Raw genomic sequence first — 24,610 nt, 5'->3', positions numbered from 1 at the left:
GCATATTGGGTCTCCAATCAGGTGAATGGCGCACTGTGAATTCTCAGCGGCAACGTTTCATCAGAGCACGCGTCTTCTGGATTGGTTCCAGGAAATTGTCAAGAATCAGCATTTATTTTTCGTGTCGGAAACGTCTATTGGCTGCATATAAACAACAGCACATGCGTAGCGACTTAGTCGATGAGCAAGTTCGCCTTAGGCGCCGCGCAGGAATAACTTGTGCAATTTGGCGGACGTGGTGGGATGCGCTGCAAGGCGGGAGGAGGAGTCATAGCGGGCTATGGCGACGACGAGCAACGCCGCAGCGCGCCCGCTATGGCCAGCAAAATTGTGCAAGTTATTCCTGCGCGGCGCCTTAGTACGAGCGTTTTTTGGAGCGCATGAAAAAAAGGGCCGGCTATCAAGCCGGCCCCACAAAACGCAAGGTCCTTCCTTTGCGTCACATGCTCTTATCAATCACGATTATTTGAACTTCCATGCACGCACGTAATTCACTTCAAACGAGTTCGACTTGCCTTGCGGTGTCGAATCGTCCGGTGTGCCGGAGGCGCTGCCGTACCACAGGTCCAGCATCAGATACATCGGGTCGCCCATGGACACGTTCAGCGTCAGCACTTCCTTGCCGTCGAAGTAGTACGTCTGCTTGTTCGGTTCCCACTTCACTGCATACTTGTGGTAGCCGGCAGACAGGTCTGTACCGGTGTCGTACTGGCGCGAGCCGACCAATTGCCCTTCCTTGTCGCCCTTCCAGACGGTCGGCGCATACGCAGTCGGATGCGCGACGCCATCGATATTGACGCCCCAGGGCGCTGCACCGCCTGCATACGCTTCCATCACGTCCATCTCCGGACGGCGTTCGTTGATGTGGTTGAACAACCAAAACGCAGGCCATGTACCTTTACCGACCGGCAGCTTGGCTTCGATCTCGAAGTAGCCATAAGTCTGGTAGTAGTTGCCGTCAGTGTCGATGGTGCGGTTGAAGAACTTGCCCGATGCATCACGCTGCGGCCAAATCTTCAGCTTGCCATCTTCGACCGTGTAGTTCTTGGTCGGATTGGAAGTCTCATACCACATACGGTCATTCCAAAGGCTGCTGTTATAGGTGTCGAACTCTTCCGAGAACGTCAAGCTATAGGCGCTGGCAGGCTGGCCGAATGGAGTCTTGGACTCGGCGGCAGCTGGTTGAGTAGGCTCAGGAATGGAAGCAGGAGGGCTTGATGTGTCAGTTGTCGCTGGAGGGGTAGGCGTAACAGGGGTTGCAGTTGTTTCAACCGGCGGGACATTGGTTTGAACTTGGCCACCGGATGCAAGCAATGAGGAATCGGCAGAAGTTGCTTCGCCGCCACCGCCGCCACCGCATGCGGCCAGGAGAACAGTTGCGCAGGCGCAACACAGCGTGGAAATTGTGAGTCGATGTAGGGAGGATTTAAACATTCAGATTCCTTTTTCGTCTGGTTGATGGTAGCCAATAATTCGCATCAGCAAGTGCATGTTCAGAGCTTGCTGTTCAGAAAATGGTTCCGGCGTTCATCAAAAAACTCGAATTTTTTTGCGAGAATGAATGTTTTATTAATGCATTTGTTGGCAGACAGCCCACAAACCAGTGGTCCTTGTGGAAACTTTCGGGAAAGACGTGCCAAATTGTCTTTGCAAGTTCTTATGTCCGGTGACGAGTTGGCGGGGAACTGCGGAAACCGTCGCTTTTGGCAGACGAGATGTCATCTAAGGCGCTATATGTTTGTCGTTCCAACAAAAAGGCCGGCATGTTTTGCCGGCCTTTCTTTTTTTTACCGCTCGCTGTCATGCATGAACAGCATGTTTTGCTACTGCCGCATCAACTGCATCGCTTATTGTTTCTTGTGTATGCAAGAAGAACGCTGTCGATGACGCGGCAGTATCAACTCCGCATTACTTGAATTTCCATGCGCGGACATAATTCACTTCATACGAGTTCGACTTGCCCTGCGGTGTCGAATTGTCAGGTGTGCCGGATGCACTGCCGAACCACAGATCCAGCATCAGATACATCGGGTCGCCCATGGATACGTTCAGCGTCAGTACTTCCTTGCCATCGAAGTAATAGACTTGCTTGTTCGGTTCCCAACGTACAGCATATTTGTGGAAGCCTGCCGACAGATCCATGCCGGTATCGTACTGACGCGAACCGACCAACTGACCGTCGTAGTCACCCTTCCATACGGTAGGCGCATATGCCTGCGGGTGCGCAACGCCGTTGACGTTGAAACCCCAGGGTGCTGCACCGCCTGCATACGCTTCCATCACGTCCATCTCCGGGCGACGCGAACCGATATGGTTGAACAACCAGAACGCAGGCCATGTACCTTTACCAACCGGCAGCTTGGCTTCGATCTCGAAGTAGCCGTAGGTCTGGTAATACTTGCCGTCGGTGTCGATGGTGCGGTTGAAGAAATTGCCGGATGCATCACGCTGCGGCCAGATCTTCAGCTTGCCGTCTTCGACCGTGTAGTTCTTGGTCGGATTGGAAGTCTCATACCAGATGTAGTCGTTCCACAGATTGGTGTTGAAGCTGTTGAATTCCTCGCTGAATGTCAGCGTGTAGGCGTTTGCATCCTGACCATAAGGCGACATGGTAGTCGGTGCAGGTGCAGGCGCTGGAGCTGGTGCAGGCGCGGGAGTAGGCGACGGTGCCGGTGCCGGTGCCGGTGCTGGCGAAGGCGTGGTCGTCGTGGTGGAAGCCACATCGCATACCTTGTTGGCGCCGGGATTCGGGTCGCCGAACACATTATTGTTGCAGCCGATCGAACCGGTCGCCGTGCGTGTGGCCCACTTGTCATTCAAGCCATAGCGAACCTGCTTGGTGCCGGTGAAGGTGCAAGTACCATACTCGGAAGCGCAACGCGTCCAGGTCGTGGCAGGTGCAGGAGCCGGCGCGGGCGCAGGGGCTGGTGTTGGAGCCGGTGCTGGAGCCGGTGCTGGTGCAGGTGCTGGTGCTGGTGCAGGTGCCGGCGCTGGCGTGGTAACCGTCGTTGCCACGTCGCATACCTTGTTTGCGCCCGGATTAGGATCACCGAACACATTATTGTTGCAGCCGATCGAGCCAGTGGCGGTACGTGTCGCCCACTTGCCATTCAATCCATAGCGAACCTGCTTGGTACCGCTGAAGTTACAGGTACCGTACTCAGCCGCACAACGTGTCCACGTTGTAGTGGTCGGAGCCGGCGCGGGTGCGGGTGCAGGGGCTGGGGTTGGAGCCGGCGCAGGCGCAGGTGCTGGAGCCGGTGCCGGTGCCGGTGTCGTCGTCGCGTATTCACAGATCTTGTCGGCGCCTGGATAAGGATCGCCGAAAACATTGTTGTTACATGCGATGGAACCGGTTGCACTGCGTGTCGCGTACTTGCCGGACAAGCCATAACGAACCTGGCGCGTACCCGAGAAGGAACAAGTGCCCCACTCTTCCGCGCATTTTGTCCAGGTAGTTGCGCTGACCGTGGTTTCGGGGAGCATGATGCTCGTACCGCTTGAACTGGTGCTTGCATCGATTGGGGAATCGCCGGACCCGCCACAGGCGGCGAGAAGAACGGCAGCAGCTGCGCACGAGAGCGCTGATACGGAATAACGTTGAATTGGCAGATTAGACAAGATGGTTTCCTTCTGAAGTAGGCTAAGCTCGTGCTTGCAGGCAACAAGGCTTTCTTCAGAGCATTTCCCTTCGGAAATGGTTCCAGGAAACTTTGAAATTTTTAGAGCTGTATCAGGATGTAAAAATGCAGGAGGTAATTCCTACATTGAGCTAACTAAGCCGCCAGGAGGCATTGCCATTAAAGCAAACTCATACTGCAGACCAAACAGAGGAATGGGCAAAGAGTTAGCCAGGCTTTTGATGTGCAGCAGTCGACGACTAAAGCGAATGGCACAGGCGACTAAGTCGGGGCCGCAGATGAAAACCAAGTAAAGAAAAAAGTGCGTTCTGGCTGCCAACTTCGACATGGATTTTGTACAGACGCCGTATCCGGCACTACTCGTTCATGAAGCGCTTCAGTTGCCAGGCGCGTACATAGTTGATTTCGAACGAGTTGCCTTTACCTTGCGGTGTGCTGGCATCCGGCTCGCCGCTGGAACTGCCGAACCAAAGATCAAGCATGATGTACATCTTGTCGGTCATGCGGGCTTCGACCGTATGGATTTTTTTGCCGTCGAAATAGAAAGTCTGGCGGTCGGGTTCCCATCGGACCGCATACTTATGAAACGCGGCGGACAGGTCTTTCTTGGCTTGATGTTGATACTTGCCTGCTTCGACGTCTTCATCGAGCCACACCGTTGCGCCATAGGAAGTAGGCCGGGATACGCCATCGGCATCGGTATATCCCCATGGATCTTCACCGCCCGCATAAGCCTCCATCACGTCGATCTCCGGCCTGCGTTTGTCCGGATGCGCAAAGAGCCAGAATGCCGGCCATGTTCCCTTGCCGCGCGGGAGTTTTGCCTCCATCTCGAAATATCCGTAACGTTGTTCGAACCTGCCGTCGGTATCGATGGTGCGGTTGAAGAACTTTCCGCTCGCATCGCGTTGCGGCCAGATCTTGAGCATGCCATTTTCGGCCGTATAGTTCTTCGTCGGATTCGGCTTCTCGTACCAGATATGATCATTCCACAGGGTCGAATCAAAGCGATTGAACTCCTCCGCAAACGTCAGCACGAACTCATCCGGGTTTTGACCGAATGGCGTTCTTGCGGACGGTTGTTTATTCTTGGCGAGTTTGCTTGCCGCCGCAAGCGTCTGTTCGCTGAATGCCGGCTCTTCGCTGCATGCAGAACATGCAAACATTGTGAAGGTCATCAACATCAGGCCACGCAGCAGACTCGTCTTAAGCATCATCATTTTTCCTATGCTCAGGCTGCCTTGCTTTGGGTATGAAAACCATCGGGATTCGTACTTTGCCAGCGCCAGTGATCGGCACACATTTCAGCCAAGCCTTTTTTGGCGCGCCAGTCCAACACATTCCATGCCCCGGCCGGATCGGCATAACAGCTTGCGATGTCGCCGGGACGGCGCTCGACGATCTCATATGGCACGCGTCGTCCGCTGGCTTTCTCGAATGCGCGCACCATTTCCAGCACGCTATAGCCACGGCCTGTTCCAAGATTGAGAGTGAAGCTTTTTCCAGACCTGAACATTTCCCTTAGTGCCGCCAGATGACCGAGCGCCAGATCCACGACATGAATATAGTCCCGCACTCCAGTACCGTCCAGCGTCGGATAGTCGTTGCCGAACACCGCCAGTTTTTCGCGGCGTCCCACAGCAACCTGCGCTATGAATGGCATCAGGTTGTTGGGAATGCCGCGCGGGTCTTCGCCGATCAGTCCGCTGGGATGCGCACCGGCAGGATTGAAATAGCGCAGAACACCGATTGCCCAGGATGGATCCGACTTTCCAAGGTCTTGCAGCATCTGTTCGACCATCAGCTTGGAGCGTCCATAGGGATTGGTAGTTGACAGCCTTGCCTCTTCAGTAATCGGTACCGATTCCGGATCACCGTACACCGTCGCCGAGGAACTGAAGAGAAAGTTTCTTACCCCCGCATCGCCAAGAGCTTCCAACAATGTCACGGTGCCGCCCACATTGTTTTCAAAATACGACAGCGGCTCGCTCACCGATTCGCCCACTGCCTTGAGGCCGGCAAAGTGGATGGCTGCGTCGATACGATGCGTCTTGAGCAAGGCATTGAGCGCGAGACGGTCGCGGATATCCGCTTCGTAAAATGGAATCAGATGTCCAGTGATCTTTTCCACCCGCTTGAGCGACTCCTGCGAGCTGTTGCACAGGTTATCGAGCGCGACAACCGAATACCCGGCAGTCAGAAGCTCAACACAGGTATGAGAGCCGATATAACCGGCGGCGCCGGTGACGAGGATGGTTTTATGTGTCGTCATGATGTGCTCAGATAGTCCGAATGGCAGCTATTGCAAAATAGTGGCGGAGGGATAACGGAGGCGTGATGACGCGGACCGTGATTGCGGTCCGCCCGAGGCGACGGGCAACCGCGGGCGGAAAGTGCCGCGCATAACGATCCGCCACGGGACCGTTATGCCTCTTCCATATCGCCTGAAGTGATGTTGCTAATCGAGGTCAGGCCGCCTCCATCGTTAGATTTGCTGCTGGCCGACGCACTTGCTGAACCAGATGCTCGGACAGGCGGAAGGCCAACGCTGCCAGTGTGATGGTGGGGAAGTTGGCACCACAGGTCGGAAACACCGAACTGCCCGCGACGAACAGATTGCTCATGCCATGTACCTTGCAGTTGCGGTCGACCACGCCTTGCCTGGGCGAGTCATGCATGCGGGTGGTACCCATGTGATGCCATGTGCCTTCAAGGTCGCTTGGCCACTTCCGTCCTTCGACTGCCGGGTCCAGATCCACCTCGGCCACGCCGCTGCGCCGCATGTCATCGGCAAGAATCTGCAGCGTGCGATCGAAGGTACGCTGCACTTTCGTTGTCAGTCGCCAGTCGACGCGCACCCTGTTCATCCCAAGCTGGTCCTTTTGTGAAGGAGACAGCATGACGCGGCTGTTAGGATCCGGTTCCGGTTCCACGATCAACTGGAACTTCACGCCCTGGATCATCCAGCGCGGCTGGAAAAGTCGCGTATAGCCGTAGCCGATCGTATCCATCGGATGGGTCGCCATGGTCAGAATATCTCTGGTGAGGCTCCAGTCCTGCTGATCTTTTTGCAGCAAGGCTTGCTTGATGCGGAACAGTGCCTGTGCTCCCTCGCTGCCCTCACCGGGAAATACCGAGTTGAACCACACGCGCGCATTGAGAATTTCTTCCTGCTGCAGCACTTCGGGCGTCAGCGCAAACTGATGCGCAACGTGGGTGCCATGCGCGGCGACCGCCGCATTCATATAGTGATACTTCACATCGGAGAGCTTGTTACGCGACCATTCCTTGGTGAAGCGGATGTTGCCGGTCAACAGGCGCGGATGGTCCATGAAGAAGCGGCCGACCAGATCGTTCCCATTGCCCAGACCCGAAGCCTGCACCTTGTTCGATGCCAGCAACAGGCGGGCATTTTCGATGCCGCCGGTCGCCAGCACATAGTGGCTGGCCTTTACTTCCATATATTTTCCGGTCAGCGTTGCGATCTGGATACGCGATACCGTCTGCGCCGAATGATCGGTATCGATATTGGTCGCATTCGCATACAGGTACACGCGAATCCGCTTGGATTTCTCGAGCGCCTCGCGGTACATCTTGCCGAAGCGTGCCGGCGGGCTGAATTGCGAAATCGTATCGCGCACCTTGCCGGATACCAGCGGCATGCGCCGCACATCAGGCCTGCCTATCGAACGTTCCCAAAAATCGGGGTCGAAATTGTTCGGGCCAAGTTTAAGCAAGGCGTGGGTCCTGTCGTAATACGGCATCAGTTCATTCAATCCGAATGGCCAGCCGCTATGCGCAATCCAGTCGCGCTTTTCGAAGTCCCAGGCGTCGAGCGGGCGACACCAGCCACCCCAGCAATTGCTACTGCCTCCCAGGAAGCGGCTGCGGCTGCCGTCCGCGAAGTTGTAGCGCCATTCGCCCACGTCTTCGCCGCGATACAGGTCTCGCGTTCCGTCATCCGGCTTGAAACCGCCGCTCTCAAGGAGTACGACATCGATCCCCTGCTTGTCGAGCTCCATGGCGAGCGTGATACCGGCGACACCGCCACCAATGATGCAAACTGTGCTTTCGGCTACAGTGCCTTGTTCAACTTGTCGCGTATCGATAAACATTGTTCTTATTTTCTACCTAGTAAAAAGTTCCCTGAGCAGCTATCGGTGACTTCAGGCAGAACCATCATGCTTTCGTTCCGCCGTAGCCGCCGCGCCATCCTTGAATTTCCATCGATTGTTCCGACTGCGCTGATTGGGCCAGCAACCTGGTCGACGATGACTTTACTTATGCTGTCCCTATGCAGTGGGCTGTATTCACGATAGATTGCAATTCGTTATTACACCTTGACGTAAATTAGAAAGTCTTCATCGTCAGTTGATTCATCCCCATGCTGCGTCAAAAGGGCAACACTGCATCCGGTTTGCTGGCAAGGATCGCTTTTCTGAAATCGCCCTGTATGCGCTGCAATGCCTGCATCGACTCGCCTTCGAAGCGCATCACGACCACCGGTGTGGTGTTCGACGAGCGTGCCAGCCCGAAGCCATCCGCATACTCGACCCGCAAGCCGTCGATCGTGACGATCTGCTCGGCATCGGGAAAACGCGCATCCTGCTGCAGCTTTGCAATCAAGGCCACGTTCTCGCCCTCTTCCAGATGCAGATGCAACTCCGGCGTGCTGCTGGCCTGCGGCAAGGCATTGAGCGCCGCCGACGGATCGCTCATGCGCGTCAGCAGTTCCAGCAGCCGCGCACCCGCATACAAGCCATCGTCAAAGCCGTACCAGCGGTCCTTGAAGAACACATGTCCGCTCATCTCGCCGCCCAAGGGCGCACCGGTCTCGCGCAGCTTGGCCTTGACCAGCGAATGCCCGGTCTTCCACATCAGCGGCACCCCGCCATGCTGCTTGACCCACGGCCCGATATGGCGCGTGCATTTGACGTCGTACAGGATTTCCTTGCCCGGATGGCGGGTCAGCACATCCTGCGCAAACAGCATCAGTTGCCGGTCCGGATAAATGATCTGGCCATCCTTGGTCACCACGCCCAGGCGATCGCCGTCGCCATCGAAGGCCAGACCGATTTCGGCATCGGTCGTCTGCAGGCAGCGGATTAGGTCTTGCAGGTTTTCCGGATGGGCCGGATCGGGATGGTGGTTGGGGAAGGTGCCGTCGACTTCGCAAAACAGTTCGATCACCTCGCATCCCATCGCGCGGTACAGTTCGGGCGCGAAGGCGCCGGCCACCCCATTGCCGCAATCGACCGCGATCTTCATTGGCCGGCTGGTTTTGACATCGCTGGTGATGCGCTCGAGATAGGCTTGCTTGATGTCGTGGGTGCGGTAGTTGCCATTGCCTTGCGCAAAATCTTTCTTGACGATGGCCTGGTACAAGCCCTGGATCGCCTCGCCATAGATGGCTTCGCCGCCGAGCACCATCTTGAAACCGTTGTAGTCGGGCGGATTATGGCTGCCGGTGACCATGATGCCGGACTGCGCGTCGAGCACATGGGTGGCGAAGTACAGCATCGGGGTGGCGACCACGCCGAGGTCGATCACATCGACGCCGGCGCGCTGCAGGCCCGAGGCCAGCGCCGCAGACAGTTCGGGACCCGACAGGCGGCCGTCGCGACCGATGACGACGGCTTGTTCACCCTTGACGCGTGCCGCAGTACCAAAAGCTTCACCGATCTTGCGCGCAACCCCGATGTCGAGTGTCTTGCCTACGATCCCACGAATGTCATAGGCCTTGAAAATGCTGGGAGAGAGATTAACCACTTTTCGCTTAGCCAGAAGAGGAAAACGTTGAGGGAGGAGAATGCCCATGAGGTGGGCTGTCGGAGAACGCAGCCATGCCGTGCGTTCTCCGACCAGTGACGAAACGAAAGGATTACGACGCTTCGATCAACGGGGTGTTGCCAGCAGGCCGCTGACTGTAGCCGGAACGTCCATAGGTGTAGCCATAGCCGTAGCGGCCCGGCCGCACCTTCAGGTCGTTGAACAGCACGCCTTTCGCTTCCAGTCCGGCTTGCGCCAGGCGCTTCATCGACTCGTTGATTTCGCCAGGTGTGGTGACGCCGGCGCGGGTCATGATGTAGATCGCGCCTGCCTGTGCGCCGATGATCATGGTGTCTGCGACCGCCAGGATGGGCGGCGCATCGATCAGCACCAGGTCGTAACGTGAGGACAGTTCCTGCAGGAAGGCGCCAAAGTTAGGACGCAGCAGCAGTTCCGACGGATGTTGCGGCAAGGTGCCCGTCGTAATGAAGTCCATGTTGTCGATCACGCTGTGATGAATCACCTGGTCGAGACGACGTGCACCGGCAATCGCATCCGACAGGCCGTCATGGCGACCGAAGCCGAAGTAGAGATGCAGCAGGCCATTGCGCAGGTCGGCGTCGATCAGCAATACTTTCTTGCCGGTCGCAGCCATAATCGCTGCAAGATTGGCCGACACGAAGGACTTGCCCATGCCAGGTGTCGCACCGGTGATCAACACGATATTGTTCTTGAACTTAGGCAGCGAGAACTGCAGCGCCGTACGGAAATTGCGCAGGCTTTCCACCGCGACGTCGGTCGACGATACGTTGGCCAGCAGAGGCACCTTCTGATGCTTGGCGCTGACCTGCTGATACAGTTCTTTCTGCTTCTTGCTGTGCGGGATGGTGGCGAATACCGGCACGCCGGCGATCGCTTCCAGCTTTTCCGGCGAATCGATGCCGCCAGCCAGGGATTTGCGCAGGAACGCAGCAACCACACCGAGGAAGAGGCCCGCCATCAGACCCAGCGCCAGCAGTACCGGACGATTTGGCTTGATCGGCTTTTCGGCCATCATCGGGCTGTCGACGAGACGCACGTTGCTTACCTTGCCTACAGTGACCAGGCGCAGCTGCTGTGCGGTGTTCAAGAGCTGGGTATAGAGATCCGTATTGACCTTGACTTCACGCGACAGGCGCAGAAGGTTCTGCTCGATCTGCGGCAACTGCTTGATGTGATCATTCATCGCACTGATCTGGCCATTGATTTCCTTCAGCTGGCTATCGATCCCCTGCACGGCCGGATGGTCTTCGGTATAACGCGCCAGCAGTTCAATTTTCTTTTGCTGCAGTTCCATCTTCTTCAGTTTGGCTGCGGACGACTGCTGCAGACTGAGCTTGGACTCTTCACCCAGATCGATTGTGCCGTTCGCATTACGGAACGCGTTGTACTTGGCTTCAGCCTGCTCCAGCTGCGACTTGATTTCGGGAAGCTGCTTGTTCAGGTAAGCCAGGGATTTTTCCGCATCTTCCGTTTTACGCGCAGCGTTCTGTTTTACGTATTCCTTACCGACTTCAGACAATACGCCGTTGATCAGGCGCGGATCCGAGCCTTGCAGGCTAACGCCGATCACACCGGATTGCTTGCCGCCAAGCTCTTCGACCTTCATCGATCGCTGGATGCCTTCAATGGTTGCAAGACGCGAAGCGCGGGAAAGTCCGAACTCTGCGCCCGGTTTGCCATCAAGTCTGTCCACACGGATTTCGATGGTACCGTTCGGCAGCTCGAAGATGGAGGTTTCACCCACCTTGGCCTTCAGGTCGATGCCCTGCTCCTTCTGTGTCAGACGAAAGCTGCCGCCGCCTTCGGCGGTGACGACGAACGGACGGTTGAGGAGCGCTTCCGGCACGTTGAATACCGCGACATCGATTTTTTCGGCGCCCCAGACATAACCACCGTACCCCAACACGCCCGGCTCGGACAGTTGTTTGTTCTTGCTGGCAAGCCAGAAACCTACGCCGGGAAAATACTTCGGCGAGGCATTGATATAAAGACGCAGGTTGTCGGTTGCGCGGGACACGACGAGGCGCGACTGCACGAGCTCCATTTCAGCCAGCGCCGACGTCTTGACGTCGAACATCGAAGACAAGTCGCCGACAATATTGTTGGCGTTGCGCTGCCCTTCTTCTTCAACGTGGATCAGCATATTGGACCGATACACCGGTGTGGTCATGAAAGCATATGCCCCCGCCAGCAGTGTTGCCATGAGGGCGATCGTTACGATCAGCCACCGGCTTTCCCACAGGACATCCAGATAGCTAGCCAGCTCTGCTGGCGGTTCTTCGATCCGGACGGGTCCGGTCAGCTGCGGAGGTATGGTATGAGTCATCATAAGGTTATCTGCTTTTTTTAAGTGCGTTCGTGAACGGTGTCAGGATGTTTGGCCGCACAGGACCGCCGCCGTCGGTAATGCATCTACCCCTGCCGATGAACGTTCTGTGATGAGGGCATCCATCGCCGGGCATCGCGGTGCGAGGTAGCGGTCACCGTGGCTCGATCAACGTGCCGGCTGCGCTGCGCCGACTGCCGACGACAACGCGCCGGGAAGGATGAGGCTGATCGCGCGGTGCCAATTGGCGAGGGGCGTCGCGGCCACGTAGACCACATCCTTCGGCGCAAGCTCAAAGCCTTCGGCCATTGCCAGCGCGCCGGGCGATCGTCCATCGAGCTGGTATACAACCTGATCGGTGCCGCTCTTGCGCACGACATAGATCTGGCTGCCGTCTCCGCTGAGCGGGTTGATACCGCCTGATTCACCCAATGCTTCGTTCAATGTGAGCCGCCCGTTGTACATCGGCAGCGCGCGCGGGCTGACCACTTCGCCGGACACGAATACCTTGCTTTCGTCGCGCGACCGCACACGTACCACGTCGCCGTTCGTCAGCATGATGCTGCCCGGGTTGATGCCGCGCTGTACCAGCTGCGGTAGATTGATCTGATAGTTCACGCCACTGCGATTGACCACGACCTGGCTCTGATCGCCGGTCGGCAGCACGCCGCCCGCACGGTTCAATGCCTCGACCAATGTCATCGGGATGTCGTTCATCGCCTGCAGGCCCGGGTTCTTGACTTCACCGTCGACATAGACACGCTTGCTGCGGTAGGACTGCACGCGCAACGTGACCTTGGGCTGCTTGAGATACTTGGAAAGCTTGGACGCGAGCATGTTGCGCGCCTGATCCTGCGTCAGTCCTGCCACCTTCAGCGGCCCGGCATAGGGGAACTGGATCATGCCTTCATGGTCGACGATAAAGCCGGCTGGGGGTGCGGTTGTCGCCGATGTCGACGCATCGGCGCCGACACCGACCGGACCACCGGTCGCGACCGTCGCGGCGTTGGACAATTCCGGGTGATCCCACACGACGATCGACAATACGTCGCCACTATCGATGGTATAAGGCGCGGATTTGCCGAGCAGCTTGCTGATATCCTGAGTTACCTGCTTTTCGCGGAGTTCGCGTTCCGTCCTTACCAGTTGAGGAGTAATCGGCTTGAGCACTGCGTCTGTCGTGTCTTCGCCGGCAGCGCCAGCAGAATTGGAAGCGCTATATCCCGATGCACGGTCTTTTGTGTTGAAGTGCAGGCCAGGTGCGACGGAAGCGCAACCTGCCGCAAACCATGGCATTAACAACATGACACTCCATCTCTTGAGGGATGCCTTGGAATAGGACTGCATATGATTACTCCAGTATTAATACAAAACTGCCATGGCGATGGATGGCATTTGCAATGTTGAGGGAAGCCTTGTGTCGACCTGTCTGTCGCCTGGCTGAAGCAGGCTTGGCAACTAAGGAGATGCGCGCTCGAACTAACCGGGATTTCGTGCGCGGCGATGAAGCGAAAGCTTGCCGCACTCCCATCATTTTCGTTGCCTCAGACCATCGGCGGCTTAACTGATATACAACTCTACGTTTCCTCCTACTCGCTGTTTTGACAAGCATCAACGCAAAATAAGATATGAAACCGTGCTATCTCAAAGCGTTGCGTGCGTCGCAAACACCTTTATTAGGCGTCTGAAAAGCTGTTTTACGCATACGTAAATGTGCTGATGTCACGATAGGAGAGAGTCAGCCCGGAAACCTTGCGGAAAAGCACACCTACGCAGGCCAACCTTTAACGTGGATTAAAAGTTCTTGCTTTGCGGACGTGAAAACGGGCTTGAAGTCAAGCGGATCGAAAAAGAGAACGAGACTGCGGAAGAAGATCGGCAACGCAAAATATCGCCGCGTATTGAAGATGACAAGAAGAAATATCCGAAGCCTGAACAGGCTGCGGAGCCATCAATCGACACACGGCTTGCATCCGTGCATCGATTGATGGCTCCGTAAAACTCAGCCGCCGCGCAAAGTCTGTAGTGGAGGCTGGTTCAATACATTGCGCAAGCCCGCCCAGCCGCCGACGAATGCGCAGACGGAACCTGTGATCAGACCCGCAAGCCATACCACCGGACTGAAGGACCATTCAAAATTGAATACGTAGCGCGCCAGCGTCCACCCGATCGCGGCGGCGCCGCTCGCCGCGAGCATTCCGGCAAGTCCGCCGACCAGGGCAAATTCTATCCACTGTGCCTGCGACAATTGCGAACGGGTTGCGCCCAGTGCACGCAGCAGTCCGGATTCCCGAATCCGCTCGTCCTGCGAAGCGACCAAAGCGGCATACAGCACCAGCACCCCTGATGCGAGCGTGAACAGGAACAGGAATTCGACTGCGGTGACCACTTGGTCGACCACGCTTTGTACCTGCCTGACGAGGCTGCCGATATCGACGATCGTCAGGTTGGGGTAATCGCGTGTCAGTTCATTGGCTAGCGGCGATTTGTCTTCCGGTAGATGAAAGGCAGTGATCCAGGTCTGAGGCATTTCTTTCATCAATGCCGGGTTCAGGATCACGAAGAAATTCACGCGCATCGAACCCCACTCCAGCTTGCGAAGGCTGGTGACGGTAGCCTCGACTTGCTGACCACCAATGTCGAAGCGCAGACGGTCGCCCAGCTTCAGATTGAGTGTTTTGGCAAGCCCTTCCTCGACCGAAGCTTCCGGTTTGCTGTCGTCATACCAGCGGCCGGCAATGATCTGATTCTGTGCAGGCATGCTGCGCATGGTGGAGAGATTGAATTCCCGATCGACCAGACGCCGTGCGCGGTCATCGACGTAGGTATCACCAGTGATGACGGTTTCATTGATCTTGATGAGGCGGCCGCGAATCATCGGATAGAGCGCCGATGCACCGTTGCCGTTGCCGGCCGCAGCCAGACGCTGTTCGATATCCGACTTTTGTTCCGGCTGGATATTGAGTATGAAACGGTTGGGTGCATCGGGTGGCGTGGAGTTGCGCCAGGCATCGACCAGGTCGCCGCGAATCACTGTCAGCAGCAGCAATGCCATCAACCCCAGCGACAGCGCCACGACCTGCACGACGGTCGCACCGGTGCGGCGCTGCAATGCCGTGATCGCGAATCGCCATGAAGGATGATTGATGACGCTTCGAACATGGCGCAGCGAGCGCACCGCCCCCCAACCTGCAAGAGCGAATACCGCAAAGCCGCCAAGAAAGCCTGCGGCGGTCAGCAAGCCCAGCTTGGGATTGCCCGACTGCCACAACAGCAATGCGATAAATGTAAGCAGGCCAAGTGCATAGGTAGCCATGGTTGCCGCTTGCGGCGGATCCTGTTCGCGCCGTATCACGCGGTTGTGCGGCACGTTGCGCAACTGCAGTATGGGGGGTATGGCAAACCCGATCAGCAACAGCAAGCCCGTGGCCACGCCTTGCACGGCGGGTATCCAGCTGGCGGCCGGCAAGTCGCTCGCAACCAGCTTGCCCAGCCATTCGAGCAGGACGAAATGGGCGGCATACCCTGCGACGGCGCCGAGCACGCTGCCAGCCAGACCGACCAGCGCGAACTCGACCAGGTACATCGTCGTGACCTGATTCTGTGTCAGGCCGAGAAACCTGAGCATGGCGCAGGCATCAAGATGGCGCAGCATGAAACGACGTGCGGCCATCGCGACGGCGACTGCAGCCAGCATCGCGGACAATAGCCCGACCAGTGAGAGAAACTGTTCGGCCCGGTCCAGCGTGGCACGCATTTCCGGACGTCCGGATTCCAGCGATTCGATGCGGACACCTTTTGCATTCTCGCGCTCGATGACATGTTGCAACCATTTCTGATAGGCGGCGATGTCGCGTGCCGGCCCCGCCAGCAACATGCGATAAGTCACGCGGGACCCATTCTGGATCAGGTTGGTGCCGGCAAGATCAGGCATGGACAACATGACCCGCGGCGCGAAGTTGATGAAGCCCGCACCCCGGTCCGGCTCGATGGAAATGATGCGCGCCACCACGAATGAAAGATCGCCAAGGCGCAGCTTGTCGCCAACCTTGATATCCAGCGTGGGCAGGATGGACTTATCCACCCATACCGATCCTGTGGCAGGAATCTCGCGCGTCTCGATGTCGGCGCCTTCGCCGCCGTTGGCCAGCTTGAGCGTACCGCGTAAAGGATAACCATCGGATACCGCCTTGATCGACGCAAGCTGCGAACGGGTATTGTCGCCTTCCCCGGCCAATGCCATGCTGGGGAAGGTCACGGTTTCAGCAAGGCCGAGTCCGCGCCGCTTTGCTTCCGCGCGCCATTCGGCATTGAGCGGCTGGTCCGCATTCACGACAAGATCGCCACCCAACAACTGGTGGGCGTCGCGGCTGAGGCCAGCGCGCATGCGATCGATGAAAAAGCCGACCGAAGAAAGGGAAGCGACCGCCACGATCAGGGCGATCAGGAGAAAACGCAACTCCCCCGCCCGCCAGTCGCGGCGGGTCATTTGTATTGCCTGTAAAAACATCAGGTACTCAACTTTCTGAAAAGCCAGCGCAGGCCGCGCCATAACTTTGGCATCAGCCACAAGGCGGCAAGGAAGAAAACGATCAGGAATCCGAACAGGACCCAGGGATAGAAAAAAGCGGCCCACAGACCGCCCATGACGGCGACATCTTCGGAAAACGAAGCCGCCCAGTTGCTGAATGGTTCCGGCGAGGTATTGATGAGGGCGCGGCTGCCGGCCTTGGTCATGTGCGCGCCAGCCGCGAAGGTGCCGCCAAGAAGAGCGGCGATGGCAGACCACTCCGGACCTATCTCGCCCAGCGCCGCAGCGCCCAGCACCGCGCCGGCCGGTACGCGAATGAAGGTCTGGATCGCATCCCAGGCGGAATCGATGCCGGGCACCTTGTCCGCAAGAAACTCAACGATCAGCAATATGCCTGTAATGCCGATCACCCAAGGCGACTGCAACACTTCAAGCGCCGGCGGCAGGTCTATCCATCCTGAGCGTCCGAACAGGCCGGCGATGAACAGGGTCATGTAAAGGCGAATGCCGCTGGCCCAGGAAAGCCCCCCGGCCAGCGCGGCTGCCGAAAGTACATCAGGCATGCGGCCCTCCCCGCCCGTCTAGCAAGGACAGGCATGCACAGGGCGCACCGCCAAGTGCGGATGGATGGTCAGCCAGCATTGCAGCGTCGGTCTTCATGATGTCCCTAACCTGGCTACTCCTTTTGTCGGGCAACGATGGTTTTTTAAAATCTTCGCTCAACGCCCGAAAAAGGCATCGAGCTCGGCAAGGTATTTCTGCCGGGTCGGCTGATCGATGAAAGATGCTTCAAAGCTGTTGCGGGCAAGCCGGTAAGCATGATCCTTTCCAAGCGGCAGTGCCGCGAACATTTGCAGGAAATTTTCATTCACATAGCCGCCAAAGTAGGCGGGGTCATCCGAATTCACCGTGACCACCAAACCGGCATCCAGCAACTGGACCATATTATGATCTTTGGCCTGGTCGAATACCCTTAACTTGATATTCGACAAGGGACACACGGTCAGCGGTATCCTGTCGCGCGCGAGCCGTTGCGTCAGCTCCGCATCTTCCAGGCAACGCACGCCGTGATCGATGCGTTCCACTTGCAACAGGTCCAGCGCGGTGCGGATATATTCCGGCGGCCCTTCCTCGCCGGCATGGGCAACCAGATGCAGACCGAGGTCCTTGCAGCGCGCAAACACACGGGCGAATTTTTCCGGGGGATGACCAAGCTCGGAAGAATCAAGCCCGATGCCGATGATCTTGTCTCGATAGGGCAGTGCCAGCTCCAGGGTCGCAAAGGCTTCTTCCTCACTCAGATGCCGCAGGAAGCACATGATCAGACTTGCGCTGAGTCCCCATTTTTCTTGCGCATCTTGTGTCGCGCGATAAATGCCGTTGACCACCGTGCCGAAATCGACACCACGCTCCGTATGGGTTTGCGGGTCGAAGAACAGTTCCGAATGGCGCACATTGTCGGCATGAGCCCGTTGCAGGTAGGCCCACGTCATGTCGTAGAAATCCTGTTCTGTCAGCAGGACGCTCGCTCCCGCGTAGTAAATATCGAGAAAGGATTGCAAATCCTTGAACGCATATGCGCGGCGCAATTCGTCGACCGATGCATACTTCAGGCTGACTCCGTTACGCTCGGCCAGCGCAAAAATCAATTCCGGCTCCAGCGATCCCTCGATATGCATATGCAACTCTGCCTTCGGCATTTGCCGCAGGATATTGCTCAGTTCGGCGTCCATTCAATTTCCCTGTTTTATTTCAACCGGTAATAATTTTACGGCCAACAAGGTTTATCTGCGCGCATTAAATTGTTGCACCATGGAACCGGCAAAAGAGCCTCCATTCTTCATCAAATAGTGGCGCCCCGCCCTGCGTCGAGATGCTTCTTTTCATAGGCTTCCTGGCAAGGCGTGCAACGCTCCGCCGTAAGTTGCGCCTTCAGGCGTTCGAATGGAATGGCGGTCTCGCAATCGACGCAGGTGCCATAGGTCTTATCCTCTATCCGCACGCGCGTTGCTTCGATTGCATGCAATTCGGTGACATCGCGCGTTGTCGCCGCATTGTCGAGGTCGAGCGTCAGGTTGGCAAAGGAAGCATCGCCGGGATCGGGTGCCTCGGTTGCCACATCAAGATAGCCGTCGCGATCATTCACTTCCTGATGCAACTCCTCGCGCAATTCATCGTATCGCTTGTCCAGCATTTGCCGCAGCTGCCCTATTTGCTGTTCGTTCAGATGTGCCATTGGAATTCCTCAGAAAGTGATGTCAAGCGCGGGGCGCGGAACAGGGTCGTTATTGAGACTCACAGCCTCCTGCCGTTCGCGCAGATTCCACCAGACTGCAAAGGCAAGACCTGTCAACAGCAGCGTCATGACGGTCTTGGGATGAATTGCCGCCTGGGTATACAGGCTGGACTCAAACACATGACCGTCGTAACCCTGCCTTTCCTGCAGGTCGGCACTCGGGCTATGCAGACTATTCTGACTCCTGTCACGCGCCGGGCGGCGGGTACGCTGCTGCGAGAACATGAAACGCTTCATCAGGCTGTCCATCACGCGGGGCGCGTGATGGGCGGTGGAAGCAACCAGCCGGGCTGCGCCGCCGACGAAGATATCGCGCTTGAAGTTTTCCGCGGCATACAGGATGGCATCGGCGGCGACCTCGGGTGCATAGATAGGCGGCGATAGCCGCGGTTCCACATCCATATAGTTTTTTGCATGTTCGACGAACATGGTGTCGATCGCTGCAGGCTTGATCAGAGTCACCGCGACCGGCGCACCTTCCTCTTCCAGTTCCAGCCGGAGTGAATCGGTGAAACCCTTGACCGCATGTTTGGAGGCCGAATACATGCCTTGCAGCGGCACCGCGCGGTCCGACACTTCGCTGCCAAGATTGATGATGGCTCCACCGTTTTTCTTGAGGTGCTCCACGGCAACCAGTGAACCATGAACCACTCCCCAGAAATTGGTCTGGAACAGTCGCCGCTGGTCTTGCAGAGATACATCTTCCGTCCGGCCGAAGATCGATACTCCGGCGTTGTTGATCCAGGTGTCGAATCCGCCAAAACGCTCGATGGCCGCCTGCGCCGCGCGCCGCACATCTTCGTCGATGCCGACATCCGCGACGACATGGATGACCTCGTTACCTTTCTTCGATAACTCGAAATTAAGCTGTTTCAGCGCATCTTCGTTGCGCGCAACCAGAACCAGCTTTGCGCCACGCTGAGCGGCACGACGTGCGGTGGTCAAACCGATGCCGCTGGTCGCGCCGGTAATGACGACGACTTGTTCGGATAGTTTTTTCAGGCGGAATTTCATCAGGACACTCCTTTCCGCTTTCGCTATCAGCGAAATCCATGCCCGCATCAAAAGCGGTTGCCAAACCTGCAAGGACATAATAGAAGTAATTAGAAATAATGCGAACGGCAATTTTTACCAGATGCATGCGCGTTTTTTCACTCGCGTGCATCTGTGAAAAGTACAATCGGCAAATACCCGGCAGCGCTCTTGCGCGCCGCGACATTCGACAGTCAGGGAACTGATAACGCAAGCAGATGCCGATATACTGCGGCCGTCCAGTATTTTTAATCAGGTGTATAGATAAATGCGTTCCGTCACACTTACGCTCAACGATCAGGAGCATGCTCTTCTCGTTGAGGAGCACAAGAAAATGTCCATTGACTGGTTGCGTTGCCGTCCTGGCACCTTGCCTCCTGCATTCGAACAGTGGCTTGGCGATCGCATGGTGAGCAGCGTACGCGAAACCGTCGTGAATGAACATGACGTCAAGGAAATCCGCACTATCGATGCACTGGAAAAACTGATGACCGGGCTGCGTCCGCATGGGTTCGAACTCGTACATTTTGGCAAGACTGGCGTCGATGCATCGGATTCCGCAGAAGAAGTCGCGCAGCGATTATCCATAGAGCTTGGACTGTCGCGCGCGCGGGCACGGCGGATCGAAGAATTGCTGATTCACTATGCCAAAGATCCCAAGGAAATTGCCGATGCGGGGCATGTGGTAGTCACCAAGCGCACTTACGGAGCCTTGCATGAAGCTTTTCGTGAATTGGTCGCCCGTACGGAAAAGGCGCGCCGGCATCTGGGTGACGACAAGGCCGTCGGCCGCATCGAAGGAGCAGGCGCAATCCTTGTCAGTCTCAATGTCATGACACGTGAAGCCGCACGCGCCAAATCCGAAGCGTTCAGGGCGCAGGACGACAGCCTGACCTAGTGTAGTGTTTCACGTAGATTGAGACTTATAAAAGTGATGGATTTCGCGGCGAATCGAGGCGCACACCGCAGCAATAGCGAGCTATTGCGAGGATGTGCAACGAAGAGTCGGTGTGAAAGACGCACTTTTATGTCTCAAGAAGAGTGAAACACTACACTAGCATCCGTTGAAATGAAATGCCGGTAATCCGCAATCTGTCTTCGCCAGGTCGTAACCCAATACTAATGCGAGGTGTCCGATGAGCTACCCCAAGAACCAGTTTGGCGTACCGCAATATCCGGATCATGACGCACGCAAGCTATTCGTCTTGCTATCCGCGATAGACTTGCTTGAACGCCCAACTGTCTCGGCAATAGCAGATCTTACCAGCCAGAACCGGGAGACGATCGATACCGACATTCTGCGCCTGCGGGAACAGTTCGGTGTGGTCCTGCACAAAGTAGGAGAGATCTACCACATCGAGTCTTGGGGAGATGTACTGCAGAAAGACGGGGTCATGCGATTCCTCAAGTCCTAAGCTGCGGTTCAGAAATTTTCATGCGGCTACCTGCGAACCCTGCGAGTGCAATGACATCTAATACTTGTCACGAAAGGAAGATGCCATGCAAAAAGAGACTCCGCCATCGCAGGACAAGAACGTGCCGCCTAAAGAAGTCAATGTCACGGAAGCCGCCAAGACTCCGGCTAGCCCCTATGCAGGTCGCCCGCTTGATGGCAGCCAGTACGTGGATGTGATCGAGGAACAGGAATACGCTGACTTGCCTCCCACACGCGAGGAGCAGCAACCGCGTTACTCCTATCTGAAAAATCGCCCTTCGAAAGACAAGGCCTGAACGCACCATTCATGCCGGGCGGGGCAAGGCGTCGCGCTCGCGCTTCCTTGGCCTGCAGCGTCAAGTTCATTTCCCCGATTTCAGGAGAACATAAGCCGGCGCTTTCAACGCGCGGACAGCACGATCCCCGAGACGATCAAGGCAAATGCAATCACATGATAAAGGTGAGGCATTTCCCCAAGAAAAGCGGAAGACATCAGCGCGGCGAATAGTGGCGTCAGATTACTGAAAAATCCCGCAACATTGGGTCCGACGCGTTGCACACCGACACCCCAGCAACGGAACGCCAACACCGCCGGACCAATCGCAACGTACAGCAATGCCGCTGCCAATTGCCAGCTCCAGGTGATTTCACGGCCCGTCACCGCCCATTCTCCGGCCGCAAAAGCCCCCGACCATACGACGCCAAAACTGACCTGTGCCAGCAGAAATGCAGCCCAGTGTCCGCGCAAGCTATCCGGCATTTCCGAACGTGTCAGCAGCCAGCTGTACAGCGACCACGCGATCGTCGCCAGGATCATGAACACATCGCCAGCCACCAGGCGCAACGCCAGCAATTGGGCGAGTTCGCCCCGGCTCAGCACCAGCAGCACGCCAGCAATTGAAAATGCGGCGCCGATCACCTGCTTGCGCGTGACCTTGGATTGAAAGAACAGGGATCCTATCAGCAGCATCCAGACCGGCATGCTGGCCGCGACCAGGGTGACATTGATCGGCGTCGAGGTCTGCAGTGCGAGATATTGCAGCGCGTTGTACAGGCCGATACCTAATAGCCCCAGAATGGAAAGACGGGCCCGATGCTGCCACAACCCGCTTCCCGGCCGGAAAATCGATATGGCAAGCGGCAGCAAGATGACAAACGCGATAGCCCAGCGGAGAAAATTCAGCATGAGCGGCGGGACCACTTCATGGAACAGGCGGCCGACAATCGCATTGCCGGCCCAAAGTAATGGGGGCACAACAAGCATCAACGCGGTGGGCAGCGTCAGTTGACGATTCATGGAAGACCTGAAAGCAAGGGAAGCCGTGTTCCAGAAGACGCTGGGCGGCGGATGAATTGGCGTGAAGGATACGTGATTTTGCAGAAACGCGTTATCGGCCATGTCGCGTCCGGAAAGCAAAACGGCCCCGAATGGGGCCGTTTTGCTTCATGTTCTGGCGGAGGCTGTGAGATTCGAACTCACGGACGGGTCACCCCGTCGGCAGTTTTCAAGACTGCTGGTTTAAACCACTCACCCAAACCTCCTTGGTCCTCGACGCTGCCGACTGCGGCTGGCTCCTTGTCACAAAATAATCAGAGCAACGGCAGGTCAACGTTTCCGGAATGCGAATTATACCTAAGTCGACGCCGCTTGCCGAACCCCGAAAGTGATTTAGTTCAGAAAGATCTGCTGCAAATCATTCAAGAAACGTCCGCCGAGTTCGGTCGGCCGGATTATCCGGTGATCGCGATACAGCAAGCCCTTGGTTTCGGCAAGGTTCAAGGATTTCTCGATTGCATTAATGCTCAGTCCCGTGCGTTCTGCAAACAGATTGACGTCGAAGCCCTCGGTCAGGCGCAAGGCATTGAGCATGAACTCGAAACCGAGATCCTCGCGCTCCAGCTCGAATTCTTCCTGGATCGGCCTGCCCGCCTGCACCTGTTCCATATAGGCTTTGGGCTGCTTGTAGCGCATCTGGCGCACTATCCTGTGCGGAAACGAAATCTTGGAATGCGCGCCCGCCCCTATTCCCAGATAATCGCCGAATTGCCAGTAGTTCAGATTGTGCCGCGCCTGCCTGCCTGCCTGCGCATAGGCTGACACTTCGTAATGTCCATAGCCGGCAGCCTTGGTTTGCGCAAAGATCATGTCCTGCATTTCGGCGCTGCTATCGTCATCCGGCACCACCGGAGGATGCTTGGCGAAATAGGTATTCGGCTCCAATGTCAGGTGATACAGCGACAAATGCGGCGGCGCGAACGCAATGGCCGTGGAAACATCGGTCTGTGCTTCCTCCAGGGTTTGCGAAGGCAATGCAAACATCAGGTCGAGATTGAAGTTGTCGAAATTGGCATGGGCAATTTCGACCGCCTTGCGCGCCTCGTCGGCATCGTGGATGCGCCCCAGTGCATGCAGATGCCGCGCATTGAAACTCTGGATACCGATCGACAGGCGGTTGATGCCGCTGGCCCGGTATGAGCGGAACTTGTCCGCTTCAAAGGTGCCGGGATTGGCTTCCATCGTGACTTCGGCCGCGCCGTCCAGTGGCAGCAAGGTGCGGATGTCCGACATCAGGCGATCGAGTCCTGCCGCCGACATCAGGCTGGGTGTTCCGCCGCCGATGAAGATCGTGTAGATCTTGCGACCCCAGATCAGCGGCAAGGCGCTTTCCAGATCGCTGCGCACGGCGGCGAGATAGGCTTCCTCGGGAAAACCCCCGCGCACTTCATGCGAATTGAAATCGCAATATGGGCATTTCCTGACACACCACGGAAAATGCACATAGAGCGACAAGGGCGGCAGCGCGCTCAATTGCAAGGCACCGGGCCGCAAGAAGGCGTTGGCGACATCGACCGGCGATGCTGTACTTCCAGCCGCTACGGCAGCGCCCACAGGCTTGATGGGAATCATCGTAATTTCTCTACCAATACACGCAGCGCCTGTCCTCGATGAGACAAGCGGTTTTTCTCTTCGGCACTTAACTCGGCGGCCGTCTTGCCGAGTTCGGGCAGCAGAAAGTATGGATCGTAGCCGAAGCCGCCCTGCCCGCGCGGATCGGCAATCACTTCCCCGTTCCAGCGGCCTTCGGCGATGACGGGCTGCGGGTCGTCGGCATGACGGACCAGCACCAGCACACAGTAATAGTAGGCCGATTTGTCGCCCTGTGCAGCGAGGTCCGCGATCAGTTTCTCGTTGTTGCGTGCATCGGACTTGGGTTCGCCTGCGTACCGGGCGGAATACACGCCGGGAGCGCCGCCAAGCGCGTTGGCGCAGATGCCGGAGTCGTCGGCAAGCGCCGGCAACCCGGTCAGTCGAGCCGCATGCCGCGCTTTTGCAAGCGCATTCTCAATGAAGGTAGGATGCGGTTCTTCCGCTTCGGGCACGTTGAATTCGCCTTGCGGACGTACATCGAAGCCAAGCGGCGCCAGCATCTGGCCAAACTCTTTCAGCTTGCCCGCGTTGTTTGAAGCGAGAATTAATGTTTTTGTCATGAATAAAAATGAGCATGGCGCGCCGCCTGGCACGCCATGCTGTGTAAAG

At 56.9% G+C, this 24,610-nt stretch carries 19 protein-coding genes and 1 tRNA gene; 3 read left to right on the top strand and 17 right to left on the bottom strand.

The window, feature by feature from the left end; translation table 11 throughout:
• Nucleotides 1–462: 462 nt before the first annotated feature.
• The 13 genes from D3871_RS30745 to D3871_RS07365 all read right to left on the bottom strand — a co-directional run bounded on the left by D3871_RS30745 (nt 463) and on the right by D3871_RS07365 (nt 19,619).
• A complete protein-coding gene (locus D3871_RS30745) occupies nt 463–1,074 on the bottom strand; it encodes a glycoside hydrolase family 16 protein (RefSeq protein ID WP_233575546.1) in 612 nt (203 codons plus the stop codon).
• A gap of 834 nt (nt 1,075–1,908) precedes the next feature.
• On the bottom strand, nt 1,909–3,621 hold the full coding sequence (locus D3871_RS30740) for a glycoside hydrolase family 16 protein (RefSeq protein WP_233575545.1): 1,713 nt from the start codon (nt 3,619–3,621) through the stop codon (nt 1,909–1,911).
• Nucleotides 3,622–3,997: 376 nt separating this feature from the next.
• Nucleotides 3,998–4,861, bottom strand: a complete 864-nt coding sequence (locus D3871_RS07420; protein WP_233575544.1) for a glycoside hydrolase family 16 protein — start codon at nt 4,859–4,861, stop codon at nt 3,998–4,000.
• Nucleotides 4,862–4,872: 11 nt separating this feature from the next.
• The gene (gene galE / locus D3871_RS07415; protein WP_119768313.1) at nt 4,873–5,913 is read right to left on the bottom strand and encodes a UDP-glucose 4-epimerase GalE; all 1,041 of its coding nucleotides are present in this window, start codon (nt 5,911–5,913) and stop codon (nt 4,873–4,875) included.
• Nucleotides 5,914–6,109: 196 nt separating this feature from the next.
• The gene (locus D3871_RS07410; protein WP_119768312.1) at nt 6,110–7,756 is read right to left on the bottom strand and encodes an FAD-dependent oxidoreductase; all 1,647 of its coding nucleotides are present in this window, start codon (nt 7,754–7,756) and stop codon (nt 6,110–6,112) included.
• A gap of 277 nt (nt 7,757–8,033) precedes the next feature.
• Nucleotides 8,034–9,410, bottom strand: a complete 1,377-nt coding sequence (locus D3871_RS07405) for a phosphomannomutase/phosphoglucomutase (RefSeq protein WP_233575543.1) — start codon at nt 9,408–9,410, stop codon at nt 8,034–8,036.
• Nucleotides 9,411–9,522: 112 nt separating this feature from the next.
• Nucleotides 9,523–11,781 carry a polysaccharide biosynthesis tyrosine autokinase gene (locus D3871_RS07400; protein WP_233575542.1) on the bottom strand — a complete coding sequence of 753 codons (2,259 nt, stop codon included), beginning with the start codon at nt 11,779–11,781 and terminating at the stop codon, nt 9,523–9,525.
• A gap of 165 nt (nt 11,782–11,946) precedes the next feature.
• On the bottom strand, nt 11,947–13,083 hold the full coding sequence (locus D3871_RS07395; protein WP_233575541.1) for a polysaccharide biosynthesis/export family protein: 1,137 nt from the start codon (nt 13,081–13,083) through the stop codon (nt 11,947–11,949).
• Between the two features lie 697 nt (nt 13,084–13,780).
• Nucleotides 13,781–16,288, bottom strand: coding sequence for an ABC transporter permease (locus tag D3871_RS07385; protein ID WP_119768309.1), 2,508 nt, complete (start codon nt 16,286–16,288; stop codon nt 13,781–13,783).
• Nucleotides 16,288–16,872, bottom strand: a complete 585-nt coding sequence (locus D3871_RS07380; RefSeq protein ID WP_119768308.1) for a DUF4126 domain-containing protein — start codon at nt 16,870–16,872, stop codon at nt 16,288–16,290. The genes D3871_RS07385 and D3871_RS07380 overlap by 1 nt, the downstream gene beginning before the upstream one ends.
• 156 nt (nt 16,873–17,028) lie before the next feature.
• Nucleotides 17,029–18,042: an adenosine deaminase gene (locus tag D3871_RS07375; RefSeq protein ID WP_119768307.1), complete on the bottom strand. Its 1,014-nt coding sequence runs from the start codon at nt 18,040–18,042 to the stop codon at nt 17,029–17,031.
• 110 nt (nt 18,043–18,152) lie between these two features.
• A complete protein-coding gene (locus D3871_RS07370; protein WP_119768306.1) occupies nt 18,153–18,545 on the bottom strand; it encodes a TraR/DksA family transcriptional regulator in 393 nt (130 codons plus the stop codon).
• Between the two features lie 9 nt (nt 18,546–18,554).
• Nucleotides 18,555–19,619, bottom strand: coding sequence for an SDR family oxidoreductase (locus D3871_RS07365; protein WP_119769952.1), 1,065 nt, complete (start codon nt 19,617–19,619; stop codon nt 18,555–18,557).
• A 352-nt stretch (nt 19,620–19,971) separates the two neighbouring features.
• Between D3871_RS07365 and D3871_RS07360 the strand changes: the two genes are divergently transcribed.
• The 3 genes from D3871_RS07360 to D3871_RS07350 all read left to right on the top strand — a co-directional run bounded on the left by D3871_RS07360 (nt 19,972) and on the right by D3871_RS07350 (nt 21,368).
• Nucleotides 19,972–20,535, top strand: a complete 564-nt coding sequence (locus D3871_RS07360) for a hypothetical protein (RefSeq protein ID WP_119768305.1) — start codon at nt 19,972–19,974, stop codon at nt 20,533–20,535.
• A gap of 238 nt (nt 20,536–20,773) precedes the next feature.
• A complete protein-coding gene (locus tag D3871_RS07355; protein ID WP_119768304.1) occupies nt 20,774–21,052 on the top strand; it encodes a hypothetical protein in 279 nt (92 codons plus the stop codon).
• 85 nt (nt 21,053–21,137) lie between these two features.
• Nucleotides 21,138–21,368, top strand: a complete 231-nt coding sequence (locus tag D3871_RS07350) for a hypothetical protein (protein WP_119768303.1) — start codon at nt 21,138–21,140, stop codon at nt 21,366–21,368.
• Between the two features lie 104 nt (nt 21,369–21,472).
• Here D3871_RS07350 and D3871_RS07345 read toward each other — a convergent pair whose 3' ends face one another.
• From D3871_RS07345 to rdgB, 4 genes are all read right to left on the bottom strand, one after another.
• Entirely contained in the window at nt 21,473–22,369 is an 897-nt protein-coding gene (locus tag D3871_RS07345) for a DMT family transporter (RefSeq protein WP_119769951.1), read from the bottom strand.
• A gap of 155 nt (nt 22,370–22,524) precedes the next feature.
• Nucleotides 22,525–22,614, bottom strand: a tRNA-Ser gene (locus tag D3871_RS07340).
• Between the two features lie 127 nt (nt 22,615–22,741).
• A complete protein-coding gene (gene hemW / locus D3871_RS07335) occupies nt 22,742–23,980 on the bottom strand; it encodes a radical SAM family heme chaperone HemW (RefSeq protein WP_119768302.1) in 1,239 nt (412 codons plus the stop codon).
• Nucleotides 23,977–24,561, bottom strand: coding sequence for an RdgB/HAM1 family non-canonical purine NTP pyrophosphatase (rdgB, locus tag D3871_RS07330; protein ID WP_119768301.1), 585 nt, complete (start codon nt 24,559–24,561; stop codon nt 23,977–23,979). The genes hemW and rdgB overlap by 4 nt, the downstream gene beginning before the upstream one ends.
• Nucleotides 24,562–24,610 lie beyond the last annotated feature (49 nt).

Source organism: Noviherbaspirillum saxi, assembly GCF_003591035.1.
In the GTDB taxonomy this organism is placed as follows: Bacteria; Pseudomonadota; Gammaproteobacteria; order Burkholderiales; family Burkholderiaceae_D; genus Noviherbaspirillum; species Noviherbaspirillum saxi.
Note: the sequence above shows the minus strand (reverse complement) of the source record. Positions and strands in the feature narration are given on the sequence as shown.